Here is a 25,254-nt window from a genome sequence, read left to right as displayed (position 1 = left end):
TCTTTTATAATCGGTATATACCCCTAAGTCGTATGACAATAGGGATGAAGAAGCGGAACCCGAAAGGGATGAATGATCGATTATAGGAGGGTGGACTGTATTATGGACACAACAACCAAGCGTGCTTCTTCTCAAAAAGGAGAGCGAGTATCCAAAACAACGATCAAAAGAGGCGGCGGCTTCTGGAAAATATTTAAGCAGCAACGCTATCTCTATCTCATGTCACTGCCGTTTGTCATCTGGGCTTTCATTTTTAGTTATGTGCCTTTGTGGGGCTGGACGATGGCTTTCCAGAATTACAAACCAGCCAAGTCATTTTTTGCTCAAAAATGGGTTGGATTCGATCAATTTACAGCCTTATTCGCAGATCAGCAATTTTACTTAGCTCTACGTAATACGCTGGCTATGAGTTTTATGGGTCTGATTTTTGGATTTGTTGTTCCTGTTATTTTTGCCATCTTGTTGAATGAAGTGAGAGGCATGTTTTTCAAAAGAACAGTACAGACTGTTTCGTATCTTCCTCACTTTGTATCATGGGTTGTTGTAGCGGGGATTGTAACGAAGTCGTTATCGACTGATGGTGGTATTGTTAACGAACTGTTAGTATCGATGCATATTATCGATCAACCGATTCAATTTATGGCGCAAGGCAAATGGTTCTGGGGAATTGTAACCGCTTCAGATATTTGGAAAGAGATGGGTTGGAACACCATTATCTATCTGGCAGCAATCACAGGTATTGACCAGGAACAGTATGAAGCTTCTCGTGTAGACGGTGCTGGACGTTTTCGCCAAATGTGGCATATTACACTTCCAGGTATGCGTACCACGATTACAGTGCTGTTGATTATGTCGATTGGACATTTGGTGAGTATCGGTTTTGAAAAGCAATTCTTGCTCGGTAACAATTTGGTACAGGATTATTCACAAGTGCTTGATTTGTACGCGTTGAAATATGGATTGGAAATGAACCGTTATTCTTACGGTACTGCTATTAGTATTTTCAACTCGGTGATTAGTATTATCTTGTTGTTTACAGCTAATGGAATTTTCAAGAAAACAACCAAAGAAAGCATTATGTAAATGATCTGTATTCAAAAGGAGGCGAGCGACCATGGCAGCAAACAAAGCGTTTAATGCGACCAGAGGCGATAAAATATTCGATATTTGTAATACGATTGTGATGTTAATGGTACTTGTAGTGACGTTATATCCTTTCTTGAATGTACTTGCGATTTCGTTAAATCAATCGACAGATACCGTTCGAGGCGGAATTCATATTTTCCCAAGAGCATTTACGTTAGAGAACTATGCCACTATTTTTCAATATCAAGGATTGTTAACAGGGGCATGGATATCTGTACTTAGAACGATTGTAGGTACGTTACTTGGATTGCTTAGTGCTTCGATGCTTGCATTCACACTAAGCCGGGTTGATTTTCAAGCTCGCAAATTCATTTCTACTTTTCTAGCATTAACGATGTATGTTACTGCGGGTCTTGTTCCTACGTTCTTGTTGATGAGAGACTTGCACTTGATCGGAACATTTTGGGTCTATGTATTACCAGGTATCGTCAGTGCATTTAACGTATTTATTATCCGTTCCTTTATCGATGGCTTACCGTATGCATTACAAGAATCAGCGAAGCTTGACGGAGCGAATGATTTCACAATCTATTGGAAAGTGATTTTGCCATTATGTAAGCCTGTACTTGCAACGATCGCTTTGTTCTTAGCAGTTGGACAATGGAATTCTTGGTTTGATACGTATCTGTATAATGCAAGCAGCCCGGAATGGACAACACTACAGTACGAGTTGATGAAAGTATTGCAACAAAGTACCCAGCAAAATGGCGCAGTCAATGCGAACGATATGGCGAAGCAAATGGCAAGTATTTCACCAGAATCGATTCGAATGGCGATTACAATTGTTGTTACGTTACCGATCTTGGCTGTATATCCATTCTTGCAGAAGTACTTTGTTAGTGGTATGACGCTAGGCGCAGTGAAAGCTTAATACGGCTACCGGGTGGTGTGTCACCACCTTAGCATATACTTATTTCTACCCTGTTCTATGATTGAAGCAATATCTATATTCAAAAGGGAGGCAATTTTAATGCCGAGAAAATTATTCAGATATGCTTTGGCTCCATTATTAGTCTTTGCACTTGCGAGTGTAACAGCATGCGGAAGTTCAGATCCAGTAGAAACGGAAACATCCGATGTATCTACACCGATTACCATTTCATTTTTCGGTTCTGATGCCAACCCAACATGGAATAGTATGCAAGATGAAGTCGGTAAAGAAATTACAAAAGCAACCAATGTTACGATCAATGCAGAGTATGATGTAAGTGGCGGAGGTACTCAAAAGATTGCTTTGATGACGGCTTCCGGTACGTATCCAGATATGATTTTCCCTAAAGGTTCGATCAGCAAATTAGTAGAAGCAGGAGCATTAATCGACCTGACTGATCTCATTAATAAATATGGCCCGAATATCAAAAAAGTATATGGAGACGATCTTGCTCGCTTGCAATACAGTAAAGAAGATCCTTCTATCTATGTATTACCAACCAATGCAGGCGTAGGGCAAACTAGCTTTGATGCAGGTGGTGGATTTGAAGTTCAGCATGCTGTTATGAAAGAAATGGGATACCCTAAAATCGAAACGGTTAAAGATTTCGAAAAAGTATTAAAAGATTACAAAGAAAAACATCCAACAATCAATGGACAACCAACGATTCCATTGTCTCTCAATGCAGATGACTGGAAAATTATGATTACGGTTACAAATCCAGCGTTCTTGTCTACTGGAGCACCGGATGATGGTGAATTCTATATCAATCCTGAAACGTATGAAGCGCAACTTCATTACAAACGTCCGGAAGAAAAAGAATATTTCCGCTGGTTAAACCATATGTATAACGAAGGTTTGTTAGATCCTGAGACATTCACACAAAAAACAGACCAATACAACTCTAAAATTGCAAGCGGACGTGTTCTTGGTCTTATCGATCAAGATTGGGATTACCAACAAGCTGAAAATGCTTTGAAATCTTCAGGTATGGCTGAGCGTACGTACGGTCACTATCCTGTACAGTTAACAACAGAAACAAAAGATCGTTCATTCCAGGATATCGGAGCACCAGTAGGTTATGGTGTAGGGATTACGACATCAGCTAAAGATCCTATCCGTATTATCAAATTCTTAGATTGGATGTCTTCTGATGAAGCTCAAATCTTGAATCAATGGGGTATCGAAGGCAAGCATTATGAAATGAAAGATGGCAAACGCGTGATTCCTGCGGATGTTCAAGATAAAAAAACCAATGACAATACGAACTTTGTTAAAACAACAGGTGTAAGCGGATATACTGCATTTGCTGTGCATTACGGCGATGGAGTAAAAGATCCATCAGGTAACTATTACACAACCAATTTCCCGGAACAAATCATCGCAGGTTATACTCCTGCTGAAAAAGAAACACTAAAAGCTTATGGTGCAACAACATGGAAAGATATCTTCCCGCAAAAAGATGAGTTCCCGGTTAAACCATGGGGTGCAGCGTATAACTTACCATCACCGGATGATCAAGAATACACTGTAAACTTCCAAAAAGGACAAGATATTGTACGTAAACGTATTCCAGAAGCCATTTTAGCTTCTCCATCAGAATTTGATGGTATTTACGATGAAATGGTTGCTGAACTAAGTACAGAACCAATGAAAAAAATGGAAGCTTCGTATACACAATTGATCAAAGATACGGTTGAATTGTGGAGCAAACCTGTCACTGCCAAATAAATATCTTAGATAATTGCAAAAGCTGTAATACAGCACACAGAGGGGCTTCGGATTAACGAAGCCCCTTTATGTATGAAATTCAATCAGGAGGTCATATACCGATGGATCAAAATAAGCAGTCATTATGGAAGCTGTGGTACAACCAACCAGCACAACTGTGGGAAGAAGCTTTGCCTATAGGAAATGGTCGTCTGGGAGGAATGGTATTCGGTGGTACTCAGCATGATCGTATTCAATTGAATGAAGATACATTATGGTCTGGTCGACCTCGTGAAACTGTGAATCCTAGTAGTCTAGCTGAATTATCTCACGTTCGAGAATTGATTTTTGATAACCAATTGGAAAAAGCGCAAGCGATTATTAATACCAGTATGTTAGGACAAGATACAGAAGGCTATCAACCTGTAGGTGACTTGTGGGTAGATATAGAATACCCTTCTGCTCAACCTGACATAACAGATTATCGACGTGAGCTACTGGTCGATCAAGCACTGACCCGCACATCATGGCAAGCAGATGGACATCGTATTGAAAAAGAAGTATTTGTCAGTCATCCTCATCAAGCGATAGTCTATCGATTACGTAGTAATAGTGAGCAGCCTCTGAGTATTCGTGTACGGCTCGACAGTGTACAACCGCATCAGATCAAGACGCAGGATCATGAATTATCTCTAGCTGGCTATTGCTTGCCAAGTATCGAAGATTACCGCCGAATAGAACCACCGTATGCTTATCATGCAGAAGCAGAGAAAGGTATTCAATTTCATGTAGGGATCAAAGTGTTTGTCGATCAAGGGCATATTCAAGCCAAAGATCAGCACTTATTTGTTGAACAAGCACATGAAATTATGATTGTATTATCGGTTGTTACTAATTTCGAAGGATATGATCAATTACCGGGAAGTAGCGGACGTGTATTATCAGAAGAATGTACAGCGATTCTTGATCAAGCAGGAAATATCGGATACGAGTCTTTGTTAGAACAGCATTTAGCAGACTATAAGAGCCTATTTAATCGGGTAGAATTGCAGTTAGAAGATGAACAAATTCAATTAGCATCTGCATCCGATCCAAATATACCAGCTCATGAGTTACCAACTGATCAGCGACTACAACAATATCAACAGCATCGTCATGATCCAGAGTTAGAAGCGCTCTATTTTCATTATGGAAGATATTTGTTAATCTCGTCGTCACGACCTGGAAGTGAGCCGGCTAATCTACAAGGGATATGGAACGAACATGTACAAGCTCCATGGAATAGTGATTACACCACAAATATCAATACTCAAATGAATTACTGGCCTGCTGAAGTATGTCAGTTGTCTGAATGTCATCAACCTTTATTTCAAATGATTGAAGATCTAAGTCAAAGCGGGCAAGAAGTGGCGAAAGTACACTATGGAGCTAAAGGGTGGACAACCCATCATAATAGTGATCTCTGGCGATTATCTGTACCCACTCAAGGAGATGCAAGCTGGGCATTCTGGCCTTTAGGTGGAATATGGTTATGTGCACATCTATGGGAACATTATGAATATCATCGTGATCTAGACTTTTTGCAGGAGACGGCTTATCCGATTTTGAAAGAAGCGGCTCAATTTGCACTGGATTGGTTGGTAGAAGATCGTGAAGGTTATTTGGTTACTGTTCCTTCGACGTCGCCTGAGAATAAATTTCTAACTTCTTCTGGAGAAGCTTGCAGTACATCAGCGGCATCCACTATGGATATGACATTGATTCGCGAGTTATTTGAGCATTGTATCACCAGTACAGCATTGCTTGAAGTGGATCAAGATTGGGCAAGTCAATTACAAGATGCGTATAAGCGTCTATATCCTTGTCATATTGGTCGTCATGGTCAATTGCAAGAATGGTACAAAGATTATGAAGAACACGAACCAGGTCATCGTCATGTGTCTCATTTGTATGGTCTGTACCCCGGGCATGAGATTAATCGTTATCAGACTCCTGAGTTAGTCGAAGCTGCGCGTATCTCGCTCGAACGCCGTATTCAACATGGCGGAGGGCATACAGGATGGAGTTGCGCTTGGCTGATTAATCTATATGCTCGTTTGTTAGATGGAGAAACAGCGCATGAATTTGTAAGTACGTTGTTGTCACGTTCTACCTATCCGAATCTATTTGATGCTCATCCTCCATTTCAGATTGATGGTAATTTTGGTGGAACCGCAGGTATAGCTGAGATGTTGCTTCAGAGCCATTTACAAGAACTGCATTTACTGCCTGCTCTGCCACAAGTCTGGAATAAAGGAATCGTGAAAGGGTTACGTGCGCGTGGTGGATATACGGTAGATATGCACTGGCAACAAGGGCAACTGGTAGAAGTCACAGTAGAATCGCAGTTTCATGGGACATGTCGATTGGTCAGCGCTATTGCTTTGCAACTGGAAGATCCATTAACAGCTTCGACACTGATAGAACCGGATGATCAACAAAGTGATTTTGTGATCGAGTTTACTGCTGAAGCAGGCAGAAGTTACACGTTGCATACAAAAGTATAGACATATGAGCTTTTGAATTACACTATAAATCTATCCATATTTTGATCCTCAGCAGTAGAAAAATATTTTTTCTTCTATATATAAATATATTCTTATTAAATATGTAACTATAAATATATTAAATTAGAGATGAAAAAAGGCGGCATTTTCTGAAGAAGACAGAGAATATCGCCTTTTTGCCGATAAAATAGATGACATTTGACAATAATTTGTACTAAATAAAAGAGAAATAAAAAGAATATAATTAAATAACGAATCAAAAGGGTCAAATTGTGGTAATAGAAACTATAACAAATAGAAACGTAATCTTTAAAGTGCTCCTAGATTGGAGTAACGATGGCTACTAACAGAAGAGGGGAGTGCTTAATCATGGCGACAAATACAAAAGGCCGTTCAAATTCAAATTCACCCGGCAAAAATGCACGTGGATTGACTCGTTTGCTAACAATTATAGGTTGGATTGCTTTTGTTGTTGGTGTAGTAACGATTATTTTGAATATCCAACCATTTAACGATAACAATGCTGGATTGATGATGGGGATCGGATGTGTAGTAGGTAGCGTGTTTATCTACTTTATTGGTAAATCGATCGGTTCAATGCAAGTGCGTAATGAAGAAGGAAAAGAAAGTATCAATGACGATTAAATAGCTCTTTTGCAAATCAAATGAATCTTTTTTTAATTAAATATATGCTCCTTTAAGAATTAATTCTTAAAGGGGCTTTTTTACGGAATCACAATATGATAATATATAAATAATGTGAAAAGATTCACGATAACCTGTTAATAAATTGACAGATTTGTTAACAAGTCAAAAAAACATGGAATTTACACCTTCTATGGATACGCAAATAGCACACTTAGTGTTAACATAGAAATGTGTGGTTTCAATATTATGAACGTCTTAAACGTTATGTGAGAAAGGGGATTAAGATGAACAAAAAACCGGGTTCTCGTCTTATGATGTGGGTTATGATTATTGTGTCGGTTCTGTCATTAGCTTTGACAGTATGGGCGCTTTATGCAGGTAGCCACAATTACTTTGTTCTCGATCCGAAAGGGCCTATTGCAGCAGGACAAAGAGATCTAATCGTGATTTCAACGATTCTAACTGCCATTGTTATTGTTCCGGTAACAATACTCACTTTTGTTATAGTGTGGAGATACCGTGACAAACCAGGCAGAAAGGCAAAATACGATCCGGATTTCAACCACAGCACCAAGCTTGAAACCATCTGGTGGGGGATTCCAATCATCGTTATTGCTGTACTTGGTATTGTAACTGTTCGTTACACCTATGCGTTAGAACCTTCTGTAGCTATTCAATCACAGAAGGAACCTATTACAATCCAAGTCGCATCTATGGACTGGAAATGGTTATTTATGTACCCGGACGAAGGTATTGCTTCTGTGAACTCAATCACAATTCCAGAAGATACTCCTGTACGATTTGAACTGACTTCTGATGCTCCTATGAACTCTTTCTGGGTTCCAGAACTTGGTGGACAAATCTATACGATGTCGGGTATGGCTATGACATTGTATCTACAAGCTGATCATCAAGGAACATTCTTTGGATCAGGTGCTAACTTCAGTGGTGAGCACTTCTCCCAAATGAGATTCGATGTGAATGCTGTATCTGACGAGCAATATCAGACTTGGGTGAACAAAGTAAAAACCGAGTCTAAACCAATGAGTATGGAGACATACCAATCGCTAACGGTTCCTGGAACTGCTGACAAACAAACGTTTTCTGCATTCCCGGAAGGTCTATTCCAACAACTGGTTACCAAATACTTGCCAGGCGGTTTAGCTGGAGCTAAAGATCGTGCTACTCATACAACACCTTCTACTCAGATCAATGAGAAGCAAAGTGAAGAAGGACAAAGTGATATGGGCACAGGCGATCACGATGGCATGGAAATGAATGATCAAGAAAGCACAGACACGAATACTAGCAATTAAATTCAGATTTATTTGAAGTTAGTTGTACCGTAGCGTGTGACATAAAAGACAGGGAAAGGAGCTCCCCGATGCTCGAGAAAATTAAAGATTTTGCATCTGACTTTTTCGTCACCGGCGACCCACTAATTTACGGTGCAGATGTATCTATCGGACTTGCGATGATTGCTATCGTTGTGGGACTCACCTATTTCAAAAAATGGGGCTGGTTGTGGCGTAATTATTTAACAACAGTTGACCACAAAAAAATCGGTATCATGTATATTCTTGCTTCGATTTTGATGTTGTTCCGTGGCGGCGTGGATGCCATTATGATGCGTACTCAACTCGCATTCCCAAATCTCGAATTTTTACATCCTGAACATTATAATCAGGTCTTTACAACGCATGGCGTAGTTATGATCCTGTTTATGGCGATGCCATTTATGTTCGGACTCTTTAATATCGTAGTTCCTCTTCAATTAGGAGCACGCGATGTAGCTTATCCATTTTTGAATGCATTAAGTTTCTGGTTGTTCTTCTTGGGCGCGATGCTATTCAACTTATCTTTCGTTATCGGTGGTTCACCGGATGCAGGTTGGTTGAGTTATCCACCACTATCAGAACTACAGTTTAATCCAGGACCAGGACAGAACTTCTACATCTGGGGTATTCAGATCTCAGGTATTGGTTCCCTTGCAACAGGTATTAACTTCTTAGTAACGATTATCAAAATGCGTGCACCAGGCATGACATTTATGAAAATGCCTATGTTTACATGGTCTGTATTCGCGACATGTATCATTATCATTTTCGCTTTCCCAATTTTGACAGTTACACTAGCACTGTTGTTTATCGATAGGTTTGCGGGGGCTCACTTCTTTACACTCGATGGTGGCGGTAACCCGATGATGTATATCAACTTGATCTGGATGTGGGGTCACCCTGAGGTATACATTGTTATTTTACCGGCGTTCGGTATTTTCTCCGAAATCGTCAGCGTATTCTCACGTAAAAAGCTATTTGGTTACACATCCATGGTATTCGCCATGTTGATTATTGCATTCGTATCGTTCTTTACCTGGGCGCATCACTTCTTCACGATGGGTTCCGGCGCAGATGTTAATGCGTTCTTCGCATTATCAACGATGCTGATTGCAATTCCTACAGGGGTTAAAATCTTTAACTGGTTGTTTACGATGTATCGTGGTCGAATTCGCTTCGATCTGCCGATGCTCTGGACGATCGGATTTATCCCATGTTTTATTATCGGTGGTATGACAGGGGTTCTATTGTCTGTTGCTCCTGCTGACTTCCAGTATCATAACAGTTACTTCCTGATTGCTCACTTCCACCAAGTTCTTATTGGTGGTGTAGTATTCGGTTACTTCGCTGGTATGTACTACTGGTGGCCAAAAATGTTCGGTTTCAAACTGAACGAAACATTAGGTAGATGGGCATTCTGGTTCTGGAACATCGGTTTCTACGTATGTTTCATGCCTCAATACTTGCTCGGTCTAATGGGTATGACTCGTCGTATCAGTACATTTGATTGGGACACTGGCTGGGGTCCATTAAACGTTGTATCCACTATGGGTGCATACTTGATGGGTGTAGCATTCTTGTTCCAAGTACTTCAAATTGCTTACAGTATCAAAAATCGTGAAGTCGATACGACTGGCGATATCTGGGACGCTCATACACTGGAATGGAGTATTCCTTCTCCTGCACCAGAGTATAACTTTGCAGTGGTTCCAGTTGTGGATAGTAGAGATCCGCTATGGGTGGAGAAACAGCGTCGTGCGGCTGGTAAGCTTCCGAAAAATCCGCCGAAACCTGTATATGCTCCTATTCATATGCCGAAAAACTCTTCGATTCCAATTATAATGTCAACATTCTTCTTTATTGCCGGATTCGGCTTTGTCTTCTTGTGGACATGGATGGCGGTTCTTGGTCTGATTGGTGTAGCAGGTTGTATGATTGCTCGCTCTTTCCAATACGATACCGACTATTACATTCCAGTTGAAGAAATCGAGAAGACGGAAGCATCGATAAGGGGGACGGTCTAATGGCACAAGCTGTATCACAGCATGGTCACGACCATGATCATAGTCATGACCACGGACATCACGATCCGCAGGAAATGAAAATGCTTGGCTTTTGGATTTTCCTGATTACCGACGTTATCTTGTTCGGTACTTTGTTTGCAACGTATGTTGTACTTCATAAAAACACCGCTGGTGGTCCTGGCGGTGCAGAAATATTCGAAATGCCTGGCGTTATTGCTGAGACATTTATCTTGTTAACAAGTAGTTTTACAAGTGGACTTGCTGTACTTGCTATGAACAAAGGAAAAGTGAAACAACTAATTGGTTGGTTGATCGTTACTTTTATTCTAGGAGCTTCGTTTATCGGGCTTGAAGTAACAGAGTTCGCGAAATTGATTAATGAAGGACATGGTATCTCGGCAAGTGCATTCTTCAGTGCATTCTTTACGCTTGTAGGGACTCACGGACTTCACGTTTCAGTTGGTCTAGTATGGATGTTGTTATTGATTATCCAACTGTCTCGTCGTGGTATCACTGACGTAACACGCGGTAAAATTAACGTCATCAGCTTGTACTGGCACTTTTTGGACGCGGTATGGATCTTCTTGCTATCCGTCGTCTACTTGTTGGGGGTGATGTAATATGGCGCAGCATTCAACAGATTCACATGCACATGGTGAAGATCATGCTCATGGCTCGCTTAAATCTTATATCATTGGTTTTATCCTTTCGATTATCTTAACGATTATTCCGTTAGTTGTTGTGATGAACCATATGTTCAAAGCAGGACCAACGATTCTAATTGTTATGATCACTGCAGTATTGCAGTTCGTTGTACAGCTATTCTTCTTTATGCATGTACGCGATCGTACGGGTAACCAACCTCGTTGGAACGTAATGGCTTTGATTTTTGGTCTAGCGATTGTATTGGTTGTTGTATCTGGTTCTGTATGGATCATGGCTTACAACGGCGTAGGATACTAATCCACTAGATTAGAACTCATAAGTACTAGATACGAGATATACTTTAAAAGCTCTTTTGCTGGATCTGCTACAGATGATGACTCTGTAGTAGTGAAGGTGAAAGAGCTTTTTTTGTTATTCTGTTTGCTATCAAAACATAACAGATAACAAAAGCAGTATAGCAAAAAGAGCCTTGTTCTGCTGTGACAAACAGCAAAGCAAGGCTCTTTTTGTATACAGGATCAATACTTGATGCAGTCTACCACATCATCAGTATGATGGTTAGCTATAGGATAGATTAGTATGATGATTGAGGGATAGAAGGAATAACACGATGCTGTAATTGATCCAAATATGTTTGGACTTCATCACGAAGTTCAGGACGCTGAAGAGCAAAATCAATCGTTGCTTTGACATAACCCAGCGGATCACCAATATCATAACGATTGCCTTGAATCTCTAATGCGGCTAAATGAGGCAGGCGTGAGATTGCATCGGTTAATTGAATTTCGCCACCTTTACCGGGTAACGTATCTTCTAAATAGTCGAAGATTTCAGGTGGCAATACATAACGTCCTATGACTGCTAGATCAGAGGGAGCCTCTTCGATATTAGGTTTTTCTACAATATCACTGACAGGAATAATTGAATAAGGGACTTTAGGCATTACTGCTGGAGCAACAATGCCGTATTTATTCGTATGTTCATAAGGGACATGTTGTACACCTACAATTGCTGTAGAAGGATACACATGTTGATTTAATAATTGCTGTAATCCGGGCACTTCATTAACGATAAGATCATCACCAAGCAGTACAGCAAAAGGTTCATTTCCAACAAATTGCTTAGCGCACAAAATCGCATGCCCTAGACCTAAAGGTTTCTTTTGACGAATATAATGAATATCTGCCAGTTCAGAAATACGATTTACCTGTTCCAACAACTCATTTTTTCCTTTAGAAGCCAAATCAAGTTCAAGCTCGATCGAATGGTCAAAATGATCTTCAATCGAACGTTTGCCACGTCCTGTAACAATAAGGATAGATTCGATTCCACTCGCAACGGCTTCTTCAATAATATATTGGATCGCTGGTTTGTCTACGATAGGTAACATTTCTTTTGGTTGAGCTTTGGTAGCAGGCAACAAACGTGTGCCAAGTCCTGCAGCAGGTATAATCGCTTTACGAACTTTCATAGAAATGCCTCCTGAATCTGTATTGTAATCATAAACGTAAGCTATATCTGTGATATGGATATTTGCTTAGCGGAATACCCATAATTTGCTGACTGTATAATTGATTGCTAATCCTAGAATAGTGACAGCTATTTTGGCAATCCAGACTGGAATACTGGCAGGAACTAGACTGATTGCAATAGCAGTAATGATCGCAACTGTGATATTCACCAGTAAAAAGCGAATCATTTCAGAAAAGTCAAAGCCTTTACCTCGTGCAAACGTCCAACGACGGTTCCAGAGGTAACTATTCAGCGTCCCTGCACCATAGCCAATAAATTGGGCTGCTACAACGCCTGTAACGCTCTGTAACAGCATAAAAACGATAAAGTCGATAACTGTATTGGAGACACCAACTGTAGCAAAGCGAATCGCTTGATTCGCAAATAATTTAGAAACCAGCATGACGTTGTTCGCTCATCACACGACGTTGTTCTTGCAATTGTTCATGAATAGGAAGCGGTTGTTCCTGAGCAAAATTTCTTGTTTGCTGTATAAGATAAAGAGGACGTTGCTTCACTTCATCATAGATCCGGCCAATATATTCACCGATAAGACCAAGAATCACTAACGTAATCCCATTTAAAAATAAGATCGTTGCGACGATCGAAGCCCAACCGGGTGTCGTTGAAAAATGCAGTAACTTCTGTGCTAATACAAAAATCAGATAAAAGAAACTGAACAAGGATACAACACTACCTAAAATACTGGCTAGTTTTAAAGGTTTGAGAGAGAAAGCGACCAGTGCATCTGATGCAAACCGGATCATTTTTTTAAGAGGATACTTGGTCTCACCTGCAAAGCGTTCTTCACGTACATAACTGATAGACGTTTGACGGAATCCGACCCAGCTCACCAGACCACGTACAAAGCGATTATTTTCTTTTAACGTCTTCATCGCTTCGCATACTTTACGATCAATCAAACGAAAGTCTCCTGTATCCATTGGAATATCAATATCACTTAATTTGTTAAGTGTACGATAGAACATCGAAGCAGACCATTTTTTGAAGCCTGTTTCTCCTTTACGTTCTGCCCGGGTAGCGTAGACAACATCGTAGCCTTCTTTCCATTTGTCGATCATTTGCAAAATCAATTCTGGTGGATCTTGAAGATCAGCATCTATCACAACGATCGCTTCGCCTTGAGCATGATCCATACCCGCTGTAATCGCAATTTGATGACCAAAATTACGAGAAAAGTCGATCAATTTCACTGACGTATCCATAGCACAAAGTTGATTAACCATCGAAGCAGTCTGATCACGACTTCCATCGTTTACAAAAATCAATTCATACGGTTCGTGTGTTTGTTGCATCACTTCAGTAAGACGACGATAACATTCCATCACAACAGCTTCCTCATTATAGACAGGGACAACGATTGAATAGCGCATAGTGATTCCTCCTTATAAATACATCTTTATGTTATAAAAACAGTTGGTTTACGATTAATTTAATTCATACAAAGTTAGTTGAGAACTTCTACCCCCGCCCCCGCGTTGAGAACTTTGAGAGGTAGTATCGGTTGATGCAGTAGAGGTAGCACTCCATTCACTTTGCGGAATTTCAGTGCCATGTTCTTGTACCCATGTCGTCAAATCTGAACTTCCACTACCCATACCGCCACCAAGAATAACATATTTGAGTTGCCCAGTTGTGACTAGCGCTTCTAATTGAGTTGTGGTCAGTGCCGTATCAGAGCCTTTGAATCCGCCCCAAGCAATCACAGGTGATCCGGTAGCTAAAATAATCGGTGTAGCTGTCTGTGAAGAAGTAGTAGCTACCAGATATTTCTCACCGGTTTTATGTTGTTGCAAATAAGTGATCAAACCAGAATCGATTGTAGAGCTGTTACTACGCCCACTAGAGGTTGCTAGTTCCGGCCCGGCAGATGGTTGAGTAGAATTGCCTCCATATATTGCTGGGGTCATAGACCAGTAGGCAGGTGCCACAAGTAAAGCGACTAACGCCAGAGTAAGCGATATTCTGTTCATCGTTTGACGTGAACGAAGTGCAATTACCACAGACACGATGCCAATCAGAGCAGTAAAAATACCCAAAATCATTTGATCTAACGAAATCGTAATATATAATCCGGTTGCGATACCAATTGCCATAAATACCGTCAACCAGCGCTTGTGTATATTTTGCCATAAATGAGCGATCGCTGCACCTGTGAGAGCGGCAATCGCAGGAGCCATCATAATAAAGTAATAACGATGAATATGTCCTGCAATACTGAAAAAGATAATCATCGGTGCAAGCCATGCTGCCCAGAAGAGAACAAAGTGTCGTTGTTCCCGGCGTTGCCACCATAATATCAAAGCACTTAATAAGGCTAAAGGAAGGAACCAAGCGATTTGCCCTGCATTGGCTGTGCTAAATAAGCGAAGGAATCCAGCATCACCAGCATCATTGCTACCGCCACCAGAACCACCCATTCCACCGCCGCCACGTCCATCATTACCACCACCAAATCCACCTTGTGGTGGAGCATTTCCGTTCGTTGTGCTCACAGAAGATGCAGATTGATTGGAACTAGCTGCATTGCTTGTAGGCTGAGCGGATAGTGTCGATGTTTGGGAAGACGATGTATCTGTTGAAGTCTTGGCTGTCGTTGATTCTTCTGTTGTGCTTATAGCGCTTGATGTTTCGTTACTATGACTACGACCACCAGGCGCACCAGATGGCATAGTCCCACCGCCACCTCCACCACTAGAATCACCTGTAAGACGACTGATTCCATTGTATCCAAGAGCAAGTTCCAGTACTGAATTGGATGTTCCACTACTTCCTACAAAGGGACGTTGATCCGCAGGAGTAACATCTACAATCACTGCCCATGAAAGAGAGATCATTCCCATCAATACACTGGCTGTTAACAAATGAAGTAGTTTTTGTTTCCATCGACCTTTGCGTGCTAACCAGTACAGTAGATAAAATGCAGGAAGCACCATAAACGCTTGAAGCATTTTGGTATTAAATCCAACTCCGACTAGCCCGAATGATATACAAAGTGTTAGTAATTTGCCACTACGTACACTTTTGAATAATAGATAAGTCGCTAGCATCAAAAAGAAAAGAAGTGTGCTGTCTGCATTATTCGTCCGGCTAACCGCTACAGCGATTGGTGTCAAAGACATAATAAGTCCGGCTATACGTGCAGCAGTGATTCCGAAATAAGGCTTAATAATGAGATACAGTAAAATAACGGATCCAGCTAATCCAAGTGCAGACGGTAAAGCTAGACTCCAGCTATGGATTCCAAATAGTTTGGCGCTGATCGCTTGAAGCCAGAAAGCGACAGGAGGCTTATCAATCGTAATAAAACCACCAGGATCATAAGCATTGAAAAAGAAATTGTGCCAGCTCTGCACCATGCTTGTAGTAGCAGCAGTGTAATAACTATTCAGATCACCTGATTGATTAATGTTATATAGCGAAAGACCCGCGGCGATAAGCGCCAGTACAGCTAAAATCGGATCTATCCTTCGAATACGGGATTCTTTCACTTGTATATATCCTCCTTTGTGGATCACGTCGTGTAACTTTATGTAAAAAATATAACAAGGCTTTATGAACAAAAAATGAACGTTCCCTTAAAGGCGGCTAAAGATTGCTATAAATACATATAAAAAAGCGAGAAACCCTTGAAGTACAAGGAATTTCTCGCTTAATGAATACAGGATGAATAGAACCTGAAAAGCATATAGCTCGCTTCTATTATTCAGACCGGTATCAGTCTTATTTAACAAAGTTAAGCTCCTTTAGGTGGTTCAACAGATAACGGTAAAAAAACAGTCATTTTCGTTCCTTGTCCATTATCGCTAGAGCCTTCTATTCGTCCACCATGCAATCCAATAATCTTCTGCACAATCGACAATCCTAATCCATTACCACCGGTAACCGATGTACGCGAAGTATCGACTTTGTAAAAGCGATCAAAAATATGTTCTAAATGATCAGGTGCGATTCCGCAACCGGTATCTTGCACAGACACTATAATCCATTGCTGATCATGTGTCAGTGTAATATAGATATTCCCTTGTTCAGGCGTGAACTTGATCGCATTCGATAATAAGTTAATCCATACCTGACTGAGTAAATCCTCATCCCCATGAAAAGTGATTTTGTCGAGATCAGCAGATAGGTCGATATTTTTTTCCATCCAAAGGGGTACACAAGAAGCAACAGACATTCGGATTTGTTCATCTAAACGGAAAGGAACGGTATGAAGCTTCACAACATCAAGCGAAGCTAACTTCAATAGATTGCTACTGAGCTTGGATAATCGTTCACTTTCCTGTTCGATAATCGTCAAATGTCTTACTTGTTCAGGAGAAGCACTATCTCGCAAAGCGCCTGCAAATCCACGAATAGAAGTCAGAGGAGTCTGAATCTCATGCGATACATTGGATACAAATTCTTGACGCATCGCTTCGATCTTAGATAATTCGCCAATCATTCGATTAAAGTTCCGGCTTAATTCACCTATCTCATCTTTTCGTCGTAGATTTACACGAACTTGATAATCGCCTTTGGCTACACGTCTTGTTGCTTCTGATAATTTGGCAATCGGCTTGGCAATTAAGCGAGCCGCAAATAAAAACAGCACAACCCCAATCACTAACATGACCGATAAGACTAAAAACATCCAACTATTAAATTGATTCACAAAATGACCGGGTGCAGGACGAGCAAAAAGAGCATATTTTTGACCATTACGTTCAAACGGTACACCGACATAACGGGGTTCTTTTTTATCTTTTGAATTAAAAAATGAGAAATCAAAACTAGGAACAGTGTTATTGGTAGTCGGTATAGCTGTAGGGTGATAGACCTGTCCACTTAATACTTCTTCTTTCACTGTCTCTGGAATATTCCATTGATTCAAAGGATCAGGAGGTGTTGGTTTTGCTTTATTTTTTGTATCTGTTGAGGTACTTGTTGTAGAAGCAGGAGGTGTCGGAGGTACAGGTGGAGGGGAAAGTCCCGGAGGCCCTCCCGGTCCTTCACCAATAGAACGATAAGTCGTACCATCTGCGCCGATCACTACAATCTGCATCTGTCCGCCCTGACTATCTAGATATTTCTGAATCATATTTTTGGGAATAGAAGATTGAATCTCAGCCATAGACTTAGCATCTGCCAAAATACGATCTTCTACAAAGTTAACCTGTTGTCGTTGAAATACCCAATCAGACATCAGTAAAGTAATGACAAAGCTGGCTACTACAACTGCGATAAACGTCAGTACAAGCTGACTATAAATATTTTTCAACCCTATTTCACCTCAATCCGGTAACCGATGCCCCGAATTGTCTGGATCGCAAATCCATTTTCTTCTGTAAAACGATCGCGTAGACGCTTAATATGCACATCGACAGTACGCTCATCGCCATCATAATCATGTCCCCAGATTTTCTCAATCAACTGATCACGTGTAAAAATCTGTCCGGGAAATCCAGCAAGAGTGTATAACAGATCAAATTCTTTGGCAGGTAAAGCTTGTAGACTGCCATTTGTATCGGCTTCTTTGGTCGATGCATCCAATCTCACATTACCAATCGAAAGCGATTCGCCTGAAAAAATACGATAGCGTCGCAATAAGGCTTTGACACGCATCACTAGTTCTTCCGCTACAAAAGGCTTCGCTAAATAATCATCTGTACCCAAACGGAATCCTTTGATTTTATCTTCAGATTCTCCTTTCGCAGTCACTAGAAGAATCGGTACATCTCCATAATACCGGCGAATATCTTGAGTTAGTTGCCATCCATCCATATGAGGCATCATCACATCCAGAATAATCAAATCCCATTTGCCATTTCCAAGCATATCAAATGCTTCTTTACCATCTCGTGCAGTATGCACACTATATCCTTCACGACTCAAATACATATGAATTAATTCCAAAATGGAAGGATCATCATCAGCTATCAAAATACGTACCATATTGTAACGCTCCTTTTAGAAGTAATCAGATAATCGCACCAAGTGCTTGCACTATCATATCAGATCAATATGAAGAATACATGAACACGATAAGTTCACATTATGTAGATCATAACATCAACTAAACAACACGCCTATCAACGAATTTGTAAAAAAATCCAAAAATTATTATTAATCACTTCACAAAATGAACGATATGAACTAAAATGAACTTATATGAACGTTTGTATCCAAATTATACTGATTGAGAGGATGAGTAATTATGGAAAACCGTTATGTGTCTCACCCGAATGATGTGAAATCTTTTGATACGGATCGTCTACGTGAGGAATTTTTGATCGAATCTTTATTTCAAACCGACGAACTTGTAACCGTATACAGTCATGTGGATCGCTATATTGTTGGTTCGGCTGTACCTGCTTCTAAAGACATTAAATTAGAAGTGAATCTTAAAGATATCGGAACAGACTTTTTCTTGGAACGTCGTGAGATAGGGATTATCAATATTGGAGCTCCCGGTAAAGTTACCGCAGATGGTCAAGAATACGAAGTAGCTGCCAAAGAATGTCTGTATATCGGACTGGGAACCAAAGAAGTGACTTTTTCAGGTAGCGGTAGTGAACCGGCTAAATTTTACTTTGTATCCACGCCAGCCCACCATCAGTACCCTACAGTAAAAGCAACTCAAGAAGATGCAACACCAAGTCATCTGGGTGATATCAAAACATCGAACGAGCGCACGATCTATAAATATATTCATCAAGGCGGTATCAAAAGCTGTCAGTTAGTCATGGGGATTACAGAACTTGCTCCAGGTAATATGTGGAATACGATGCCTTGTCATACTCATAACCGTCGTTCGGAAGTCTATCTGTATTTCAATTTGGATGAAAATGCAACTGTGTTCCACTTTATGGGCGAACCGCAAAATACCAAACATCTAGTTGTACGTGATGGACAGGTAGCGATTTCTCCAAGCTGGTCGATCCATAGCGGTGTAGGTACAAGCAATTATACATTTTGCTGGGCAATGGCTGGCGAAAATCAAACGTTCGATGATATGGACGCGGTTGCTATGAAAGATTTAAAATAAACCCAAAACCATTCCGGCATCATACTGGAAGGGACGGGGGAATTATGAGTGCATTGAAGCGTCATGAACGCATTATGGAAATATTAATATCTCATCAAGAAGTAACAGTTAGTCAATTGAGTGAGATGATGAATGTAACAGGCAAAACGATTCGTGAAGATTTAGCAAAGCTAGAAGATATGGGATTGTTAACTCGTGTACATGGCGGAGCTGTACTGGCGCAAAATGATCAATATGGCATTTTATCCGGTCAAGGAACCAATACCAAGCATATGTCTGAAAAAGTAGAAATCGCCGAACGAGCGCTTCATTATATACAGCCTAATGACATTATTGCACTCGATGGAGGTAGTACTACGCTTGAGATTGCTAAGCGACTGCCTAATATTCCATTAACCGTAGTCACTAATGATCTGTTTATTTTGAGCGAACTTGCCAAGCGTGAACAAGTACGTCTGGTTGTTCCTGGCGGGGAACGAACGCGTAATATGTTGATCAGTTCGCAAGCAGTAGAGTATGTACGGGGTCTGAATATTCATAAAGCATTTGTATCGTCTACAGCGCTTCATCCTGAATTCGGATTGTCGATCTATACAGGTGATCTGGTTCCATTCAAAAAAGCACTGGTCGAAACAGCGCAACACGTCTACGGGGTAGTCGATCATCAAAAGTTTGGACAATTTGCACTGTGGACGTTTGCGACTTGCCAACAGCTCGATATGATTATTACCGATCATGGCTTGTCTGCTGAACAACTAGAACATTTTAAAGAATCCAATCTTCCATTGGATATCGCTATACAGTAGAAAGGATGGATATATCGATGAATAGTTTTGATTTAACCGGCAAAGTAGCTCTTGTGACAGGAGCCAGTGGTGGTCTGGGACAAGGAATGGCATTAGGGCTTGCTCAAGCAGGTGCAGATATCGTTGCTGTTTCTTATTCCAGTAGTCAAGATACAGTGGATAAAGTAAAAGCTTTAGGACGCGAAGCGATTAATATCGAAGCTGATCTTAGCAAGCATGACACACTAGAAGATGTAGTGAATCAAGCATTAGCATTTAAAGGGAAAATCGATATTCTGGTTAACAATGCAGGTATTATTCGTCGTTCTCCAGCAGTGGAACATCCCTGGAAAGACTTTGCAGATGTTATCGATATTAATCTAGAGACTGTATTTTACCTTTCACAGTTGGTAGGTCGCCATATGATCGAACAAGGAAGCGGTAAAATTATTAGCGTCGCTTCGATGTTATCGTATCAAGGCGGTATTAATGTGCCAGGTTATACAGCGAGTAAACATGGTGTGGCAGGGATTACCAAAGCACTTGCGAATGAATGGGCAAGCAAAGGTATTCAGATCAATGCGATAGCTCCAGGTTATATGTTAACTGATAATACAGCGCCGATTGTAGCTGATCCTGCTCGCTTCGATGCGATTACAGATCGTATTCCAGCAGGACGCTGGGGAACAGCCGAAGATATGCAAGGACCTGTCGTCTTTTTAGCTTCCAAAGCTTCAGATTACTTGAATGGGCATATCATCTGTGTAGATGGTGGATGGATGGCACGCTAATTTTATTTGGAAAATGTTGCGATATAGAGTGAAATTGTAATAGACAGTCTATCAGAGAAAGGCAGTGTGATGATGAAACAAGGAGTACTTGCACATATCTATGGACAATTGCCACTCGCAGAACTTGCTGCTAGAGTGTCTGCTGGTGGGTTCACTTCTGTTCAGTTAGCACTGGCTAAAGCGATCTCGGATATTGATACATCAAATGGTCGATTAAGTCCTGGACTTGCTAATCATATCGCTGAACAATTTGATCGTCAAAATGTACGCATCGCTGTACTGGGTTGTTATATTGATCCGATTCATCCAGATCAAAATGAACGTCGTTATGGAATTGAACGGTTCAAAGAACATTTGCGGTATGCACGTGATTTTGGTTGCAGTATGGTTGCTACCGAAACAGGAGGTTATACAACCTATCAATCTTCAGAACCGGAACGGTATGCCGAAGTGGGCTGGCGTATTTTGGAAGAAACGATATCCGAACTCGCTGAAGAAGCGGATAAATGGGGCGTACATATGGCAATTGAACCGGTTGCTGACCACACCCTTCATTCTACTGAGCGGATGTTACAGTTAATCGAAGATATTCCTACTACAGCGATAGGCATGCTGTTTGATCCTTGTAATATGATGAAAATCGAACATGTAGACCATCAAGAAGAATTTCTACGCGATACATTTGAAAAGCTGGCTCATCGTATGTTGTTAATCCATGCTAAAGATTTTACATTTGCACCGGACGGTAGTAAGCCTTATAGTACAGCAGGTAAAGGGATACTGGATTATCCATTATTTTTCCGCTTGCTTCAGCAATACAAACCTCATATCGATATTTCACTGGAAGGTGTGCCTTTAGAAGATCTTCCGCAGGCATCACTATACATGCGCCAAATCTGGCAAAACGTACAGTCTTAACTGCTAATCCATGATTATTTTTTGATATCCTTTTGTTGAAGAACAGCCTTGATTAAAGGGCTGTTCTTTTTTGTAGAATTAGGTAAAATATTAAATGATTGCTATCATCTTCAATAAGCTTCATACTTTAAGTTCATGTTCTTTTTCTTTTTCACCGCTAGAGCAACAAGTAGATCAGAGTAGGAAAAGGGAGGATATTATGTCTCAATTATTGCATCATCGGAATCGAAAAGTAGCTTTGATTACCGGAGCAGGTATTGGACTTGGACGTGGAATTGCTGAAGTATTAGCTCATAACGGGTATCGGGTCGCGCTAACGTATCATTCAGAATCAGAAGATATCGATACGGTTACTCAAGAATTATCACATATTTATGGAGCACAGCCTTTTGCGATTCAGACTGATCTGACACAACCGGATCAACCGGAATCTGTGATTAAGCAGACCTTAGCACATTTCGGACGGATCGACTTACTTGTTAACAATGCAGGTGGAGGCAATGGTTCAGCTCTGTTAGACTTAGAAATGGAACATTTGGATCACTCGATTCATCTTAATTATCGTGCACCTATACTAGCTTCCAAATATGCAGCCCAAGCGATGATTGAGCAAGAGATTGCAGGCAATATTATTTTTATTACTTCTTCCCGCGCAGAACGTGCTTATCCTACAGATAGTATCTATGGTGGAATGAAAGCAGCGTTGATACGCTCTGCGGCTTCATTTGCACTTGAATTTGCTCCGTATGGTATACGGGTGAATTGTGTAGGCCCGGGCGCTACTGTAAATCGATTAGAGTATGATGCGATTAAGCAACCATTAGGACGTAAGATTCCTTTGGGACGTATGGGTACACCGGCTGATATCGGCAAAGCAGTAGCATGGTTATCTTCTGATGATGCTTCTTATATTACAGGAATCAATTTACGCGTTGATGGTGGATTGATTTTGCCGGGGATGCCAGAAGATACCTCTCCAGAAGCAGGTTATGGCTGGGGCGCTATTTACAATCATTTAGACAAAGATTAAGTTATGGTTATATAAGAAATAGACTTCAAACCTGCGGACTTCTTTTATAGAAGAAAGCAGGTTTTATTTGTATAGCAAGGTTCCTTCATGAAAACTTCATTTGACTATAAGCATCATTTTCCTCATAATTGGTAATAGTTTAGAATGATTATAAATTGTATGCAATTAATTGTGAATATTATCTATTAGAGTTTAACTGTTATATTACAATACACATTCAGTTGAGTGTGATCATCATGCTCATCTTAAATATGGAGGAATGCAATATGTATAAATCGATTATTGTTGGAACAGGTCCTGCTGGACTAACTGCTGCTATCTATTTGGCTCGTGCTAATCTTAGCCCGTTGATTATTGAAGGCCCGCAACCAGGTGGACAATTGACAACAACGACAGAAGTAGAAAATTTCCCGGGCTTCCCTGATGGTATCATGGGACCTGAATTGATGGACAATATGCGCAAACAAGCCGAGCGCTTTGGTGCAGAATTCCGTACAGGTTGGGTAAACAGTGTAGATTTGGCAGATCGTCCGTTCAAATTGCAAGTCGAAGGTATGGGCGAATTGGTCACCGAGACATTGATTATTTCTACAGGGGCTACAGCTAAATATCTAGGTATTCCTAACGAACAAGATAATATCGGACGTGGCGTAAGTACTTGCGCAACATGTGATGGATTCTTTTTCCGCGGTAAAGAAATCGTGGTTGTTGGTGGTGGAGACTCTGCATTGGAAGAAGCTAGCTTTTTAACTCGTTTTGCTTCTAAAGTAACATTGGTTCACCGTCGCGAAGAATTGCGTGCTTCCAAAATCATGCAAGATCGCGCTCGTTCAAATGAAAAAATCGAGTGGGCTTTGAACCAGAATCCGCTTGAAGTGGTTGCTGGCGATAGCGGTGTAACAGGGCTTAAAGTGATGAACAACAATACAGGTCAGGAAGAAGTTATTCCTGCACATGGCGTATTCGTAGCGATCGGTCATCATCCAAATACAGGCTTCTTGAACAATCAATTAACTACCGATGCGAACGGTTATATCGTATCGAATCCGGGTACGTCAGAGACTAATATTCCGGGCGTGTTCGCTTGTGGCGATGTACAAGATACTCGTTACCGTCAAGCGATTACAGCAGCAGGTAGTGGATGTATGGCAGCGATGGATTGTGAGAAATTTATCGAAGCTTTGGAACATCAAGAAGTGGTTGTTGGTTAATTGTATCAATACAAATGTCACATATAATGTCTACAGATAGCAGAATGATTTCAAGTTCTGCTATGTACATAATCTAATGAAATCAAAGGAGTGTTACATTATTATGGAAAAAGCAATCGTTTATACAAGTACAAACTGCCCTCATTGCAAACAGGTGAAAAGTTTTTTGAATGACAAAGGAATCGAGTTTGAAGAGCGCAATATCGAATTGGAAGAAAAATATGCAGAAGAAGCTTGGAATATGGGTGTACGCGCTGTTCCCGTTACATTGATCGGTGAGTACAAAATCATGGGTATGAATATGACTCAATTTAACAAAGCGCTAGCACAAGCGTAAATTATAAGTTTTAATTATTTAGAAATCAAAAAAGAGTACACTTTGAAATCATTTCAAAGTGTACTCTTTTTTTGATTTAAACCCAAAATTTGACTTATAAAATAATTTATGATATTTTAAAAAAGTAAAAAATACATATATTCAAGGAGTGACTAGTTTGAAAAAGCAAAAAAAAGTATTTTATTCGTGTATTTTAGGAATTTCTCTTTTATCTGTAGCTGTACCTAGCTTTGCTTCTACATCGAATACAGTTTCAGGAGGATGGAGTGAATCAAAGGGTTATTATGTAAATAGTTCTAACGTTCCAAGTATTACTATAGCCTCATCTACTTCTCCAGATTCTCATACTGGAAAAAGAATTACTAACAATTATGGTAGTTCTGCTTCACCTGTTTTTGAATATGCTGCTTATGGAAAAACAGTTTGGAAGAATGTAGATCATTATACTACAGCTCAAATTGAAAATAGTAATAATGTTGTTAGAACAACTAGCGGACGTAAATATAATAATAGCAACTGGATTTCAGAAGCGACATCACCTTATTATATTCCAGGTCTTGTCGAAAATATTGAAGCTAGAACATATTGGGGTAAAAAATAATATAACCTTATAA

The 25,254-nt window shown here is 40.4% G+C and carries 23 protein-coding genes; 17 read left to right on the top strand and 6 right to left on the bottom strand.

The genetic code is table 11. The annotated features are described in order from the left end of the window. The first annotated feature begins 102 nt into the window (after positions 1-102). The 9 genes from ACFSGI_RS02805 to cyoD all read left to right on the top strand — a co-directional run bounded on the left by ACFSGI_RS02805 (position 103) and on the right by cyoD (position 11,305). Positions 103-1,083 carry an ABC transporter permease gene (locus tag ACFSGI_RS02805; protein ID WP_204827067.1) on the top strand — a complete coding sequence of 327 codons (981 nt, stop codon included), beginning with the start codon at positions 103-105 and terminating at the stop codon, positions 1,081-1,083. A gap of 31 nt (positions 1,084-1,114) precedes the next feature. After that, positions 1,115-2,017, top strand: coding sequence for a carbohydrate ABC transporter permease (locus ACFSGI_RS02800; protein ID WP_204827068.1), 903 nt, complete (start codon positions 1,115-1,117; stop codon positions 2,015-2,017). A 99-nt stretch (positions 2,018-2,116) separates the two neighbouring features. Then, positions 2,117-3,808 (top strand): ABC transporter substrate-binding protein, encoded by a 1,692-nt coding sequence (locus tag ACFSGI_RS02795; protein WP_204827069.1) that lies wholly within the window; start codon positions 2,117-2,119, stop codon positions 3,806-3,808. Positions 3,809-3,909: 101 nt separating this feature from the next. Further along, the gene (locus ACFSGI_RS02790) at positions 3,910-6,333 is read left to right on the top strand and encodes a glycoside hydrolase family 95 protein (protein WP_204827070.1); all 2,424 of its coding nucleotides are present in this window, start codon (positions 3,910-3,912) and stop codon (positions 6,331-6,333) included. Between the two features lie 369 nt (positions 6,334-6,702). Beyond that, entirely contained in the window at positions 6,703-6,978 is a 276-nt protein-coding gene (locus ACFSGI_RS02785; protein WP_379282372.1) for a hypothetical protein, read from the top strand. Positions 6,979-7,265: 287 nt separating this feature from the next. Then, on the top strand, positions 7,266-8,297 hold the full coding sequence (gene qoxA / locus ACFSGI_RS02780) for a cytochrome aa3 quinol oxidase subunit II (protein ID WP_204827071.1): 1,032 nt from the start codon (positions 7,266-7,268) through the stop codon (positions 8,295-8,297). A gap of 68 nt (positions 8,298-8,365) precedes the next feature. Then, positions 8,366-10,342, top strand: a complete 1,977-nt coding sequence (locus ACFSGI_RS02775; protein WP_204827072.1) for a cbb3-type cytochrome c oxidase subunit I — start codon at positions 8,366-8,368, stop codon at positions 10,340-10,342. Further along, positions 10,342-10,962, top strand: a complete 621-nt coding sequence (gene cyoC / locus ACFSGI_RS02770; RefSeq protein ID WP_204827073.1) for a cytochrome o ubiquinol oxidase subunit III — start codon at positions 10,342-10,344, stop codon at positions 10,960-10,962. The genes ACFSGI_RS02775 and cyoC overlap by 1 nt, the downstream gene beginning before the upstream one ends. Position 10,963: 1 nt before the next feature. Next, positions 10,964-11,305: a cytochrome o ubiquinol oxidase subunit IV gene (cyoD, locus tag ACFSGI_RS02765; RefSeq protein WP_204827074.1), complete on the top strand. Its 342-nt coding sequence runs from the start codon at positions 10,964-10,966 to the stop codon at positions 11,303-11,305. 277 nt (positions 11,306-11,582) lie between these two features. Here the strand turns inward: cyoD and galU are convergent, their stop codons facing one another. From galU to ACFSGI_RS02735, 6 genes are all read right to left on the bottom strand, one after another. Next, positions 11,583-12,479 (bottom strand): UTP--glucose-1-phosphate uridylyltransferase GalU, encoded by an 897-nt coding sequence (gene galU, locus ACFSGI_RS02760; protein WP_204827075.1) that lies wholly within the window; start codon positions 12,477-12,479, stop codon positions 11,583-11,585. Positions 12,480-12,545: 66 nt separating this feature from the next. Beyond that, on the bottom strand, positions 12,546-12,923 hold the full coding sequence (locus ACFSGI_RS02755) for a GtrA family protein (protein ID WP_204827076.1): 378 nt from the start codon (positions 12,921-12,923) through the stop codon (positions 12,546-12,548). Continuing rightward, a complete protein-coding gene (locus tag ACFSGI_RS02750) occupies positions 12,910-13,914 on the bottom strand; it encodes a glycosyltransferase family 2 protein (protein ID WP_204827077.1) in 1,005 nt (334 codons plus the stop codon). The genes ACFSGI_RS02755 and ACFSGI_RS02750 overlap by 14 nt, the downstream gene beginning before the upstream one ends. Positions 13,915-13,968: 54 nt before the next feature. After that, entirely contained in the window at positions 13,969-16,032 is a 2,064-nt protein-coding gene (locus ACFSGI_RS02745; RefSeq protein ID WP_204827078.1) for an ArnT family glycosyltransferase, read from the bottom strand. A 245-nt stretch (positions 16,033-16,277) separates the two neighbouring features. Then, complete coding sequence (locus ACFSGI_RS02740) at positions 16,278-17,801, bottom strand: sensor histidine kinase (protein ID WP_204827079.1); 1,524 nt, start codon at positions 17,799-17,801, stop codon at positions 16,278-16,280. Between the two features lie 2 nt (positions 17,802-17,803). Next, positions 17,804-18,475, bottom strand: a complete 672-nt coding sequence (locus ACFSGI_RS02735; RefSeq protein ID WP_204827080.1) for a response regulator transcription factor — start codon at positions 18,473-18,475, stop codon at positions 17,804-17,806. 262 nt (positions 18,476-18,737) lie between these two features. On the opposite strand from ACFSGI_RS02735, the gene kduI reads away from it, so the two are divergent. From kduI to ACFSGI_RS02695, 8 genes are all read left to right on the top strand, one after another. Then, positions 18,738-19,568 carry a 5-dehydro-4-deoxy-D-glucuronate isomerase gene (gene kduI, locus ACFSGI_RS02730; protein ID WP_204827081.1) on the top strand — a complete coding sequence of 277 codons (831 nt, stop codon included), beginning with the start codon at positions 18,738-18,740 and terminating at the stop codon, positions 19,566-19,568. A gap of 44 nt (positions 19,569-19,612) precedes the next feature. Then, positions 19,613-20,374 (top strand): DeoR/GlpR family DNA-binding transcription regulator, encoded by a 762-nt coding sequence (locus ACFSGI_RS02725; RefSeq protein WP_204827082.1) that lies wholly within the window; start codon positions 19,613-19,615, stop codon positions 20,372-20,374. A gap of 17 nt (positions 20,375-20,391) precedes the next feature. Further along, on the top strand, positions 20,392-21,144 hold the full coding sequence (gene kduD / locus ACFSGI_RS02720) for a 2-dehydro-3-deoxy-D-gluconate 5-dehydrogenase KduD (RefSeq protein WP_204827083.1): 753 nt from the start codon (positions 20,392-20,394) through the stop codon (positions 21,142-21,144). A gap of 69 nt (positions 21,145-21,213) precedes the next feature. Continuing rightward, positions 21,214-22,062, top strand: a complete 849-nt coding sequence (locus ACFSGI_RS02715; RefSeq protein ID WP_379282361.1) for a sugar phosphate isomerase/epimerase family protein — start codon at positions 21,214-21,216, stop codon at positions 22,060-22,062. Positions 22,063-22,261: 199 nt separating this feature from the next. Beyond that, positions 22,262-23,092, top strand: coding sequence for an SDR family NAD(P)-dependent oxidoreductase (locus tag ACFSGI_RS02710; protein WP_204827084.1), 831 nt, complete (start codon positions 22,262-22,264; stop codon positions 23,090-23,092). Positions 23,093-23,358: 266 nt separating this feature from the next. After that, positions 23,359-24,303 carry a thioredoxin-disulfide reductase gene (trxB, locus tag ACFSGI_RS02705; protein WP_204827085.1) on the top strand — a complete coding sequence of 315 codons (945 nt, stop codon included), beginning with the start codon at positions 23,359-23,361 and terminating at the stop codon, positions 24,301-24,303. 103 nt (positions 24,304-24,406) lie between these two features. Then, on the top strand, positions 24,407-24,640 hold the full coding sequence (locus ACFSGI_RS02700) for a glutaredoxin family protein (RefSeq protein WP_204827086.1): 234 nt from the start codon (positions 24,407-24,409) through the stop codon (positions 24,638-24,640). A 157-nt stretch (positions 24,641-24,797) separates the two neighbouring features. Then, positions 24,798-25,241, top strand: coding sequence for a hypothetical protein (locus tag ACFSGI_RS02695; protein ID WP_204827087.1), 444 nt, complete (start codon positions 24,798-24,800; stop codon positions 25,239-25,241). The last annotated feature ends 13 nt before the right edge of the window (positions 25,242-25,254 follow it).

The organism is Paenibacillus nicotianae (assembly GCF_042681745.1).
In the GTDB taxonomy this organism is placed as follows: domain Bacteria; phylum Bacillota; class Bacilli; order Paenibacillales; family Paenibacillaceae; genus Saccharibacillus; species Saccharibacillus nicotianae.
Note: the sequence above shows the minus strand (reverse complement) of the source record. Positions and strands in the feature narration are given on the sequence as shown.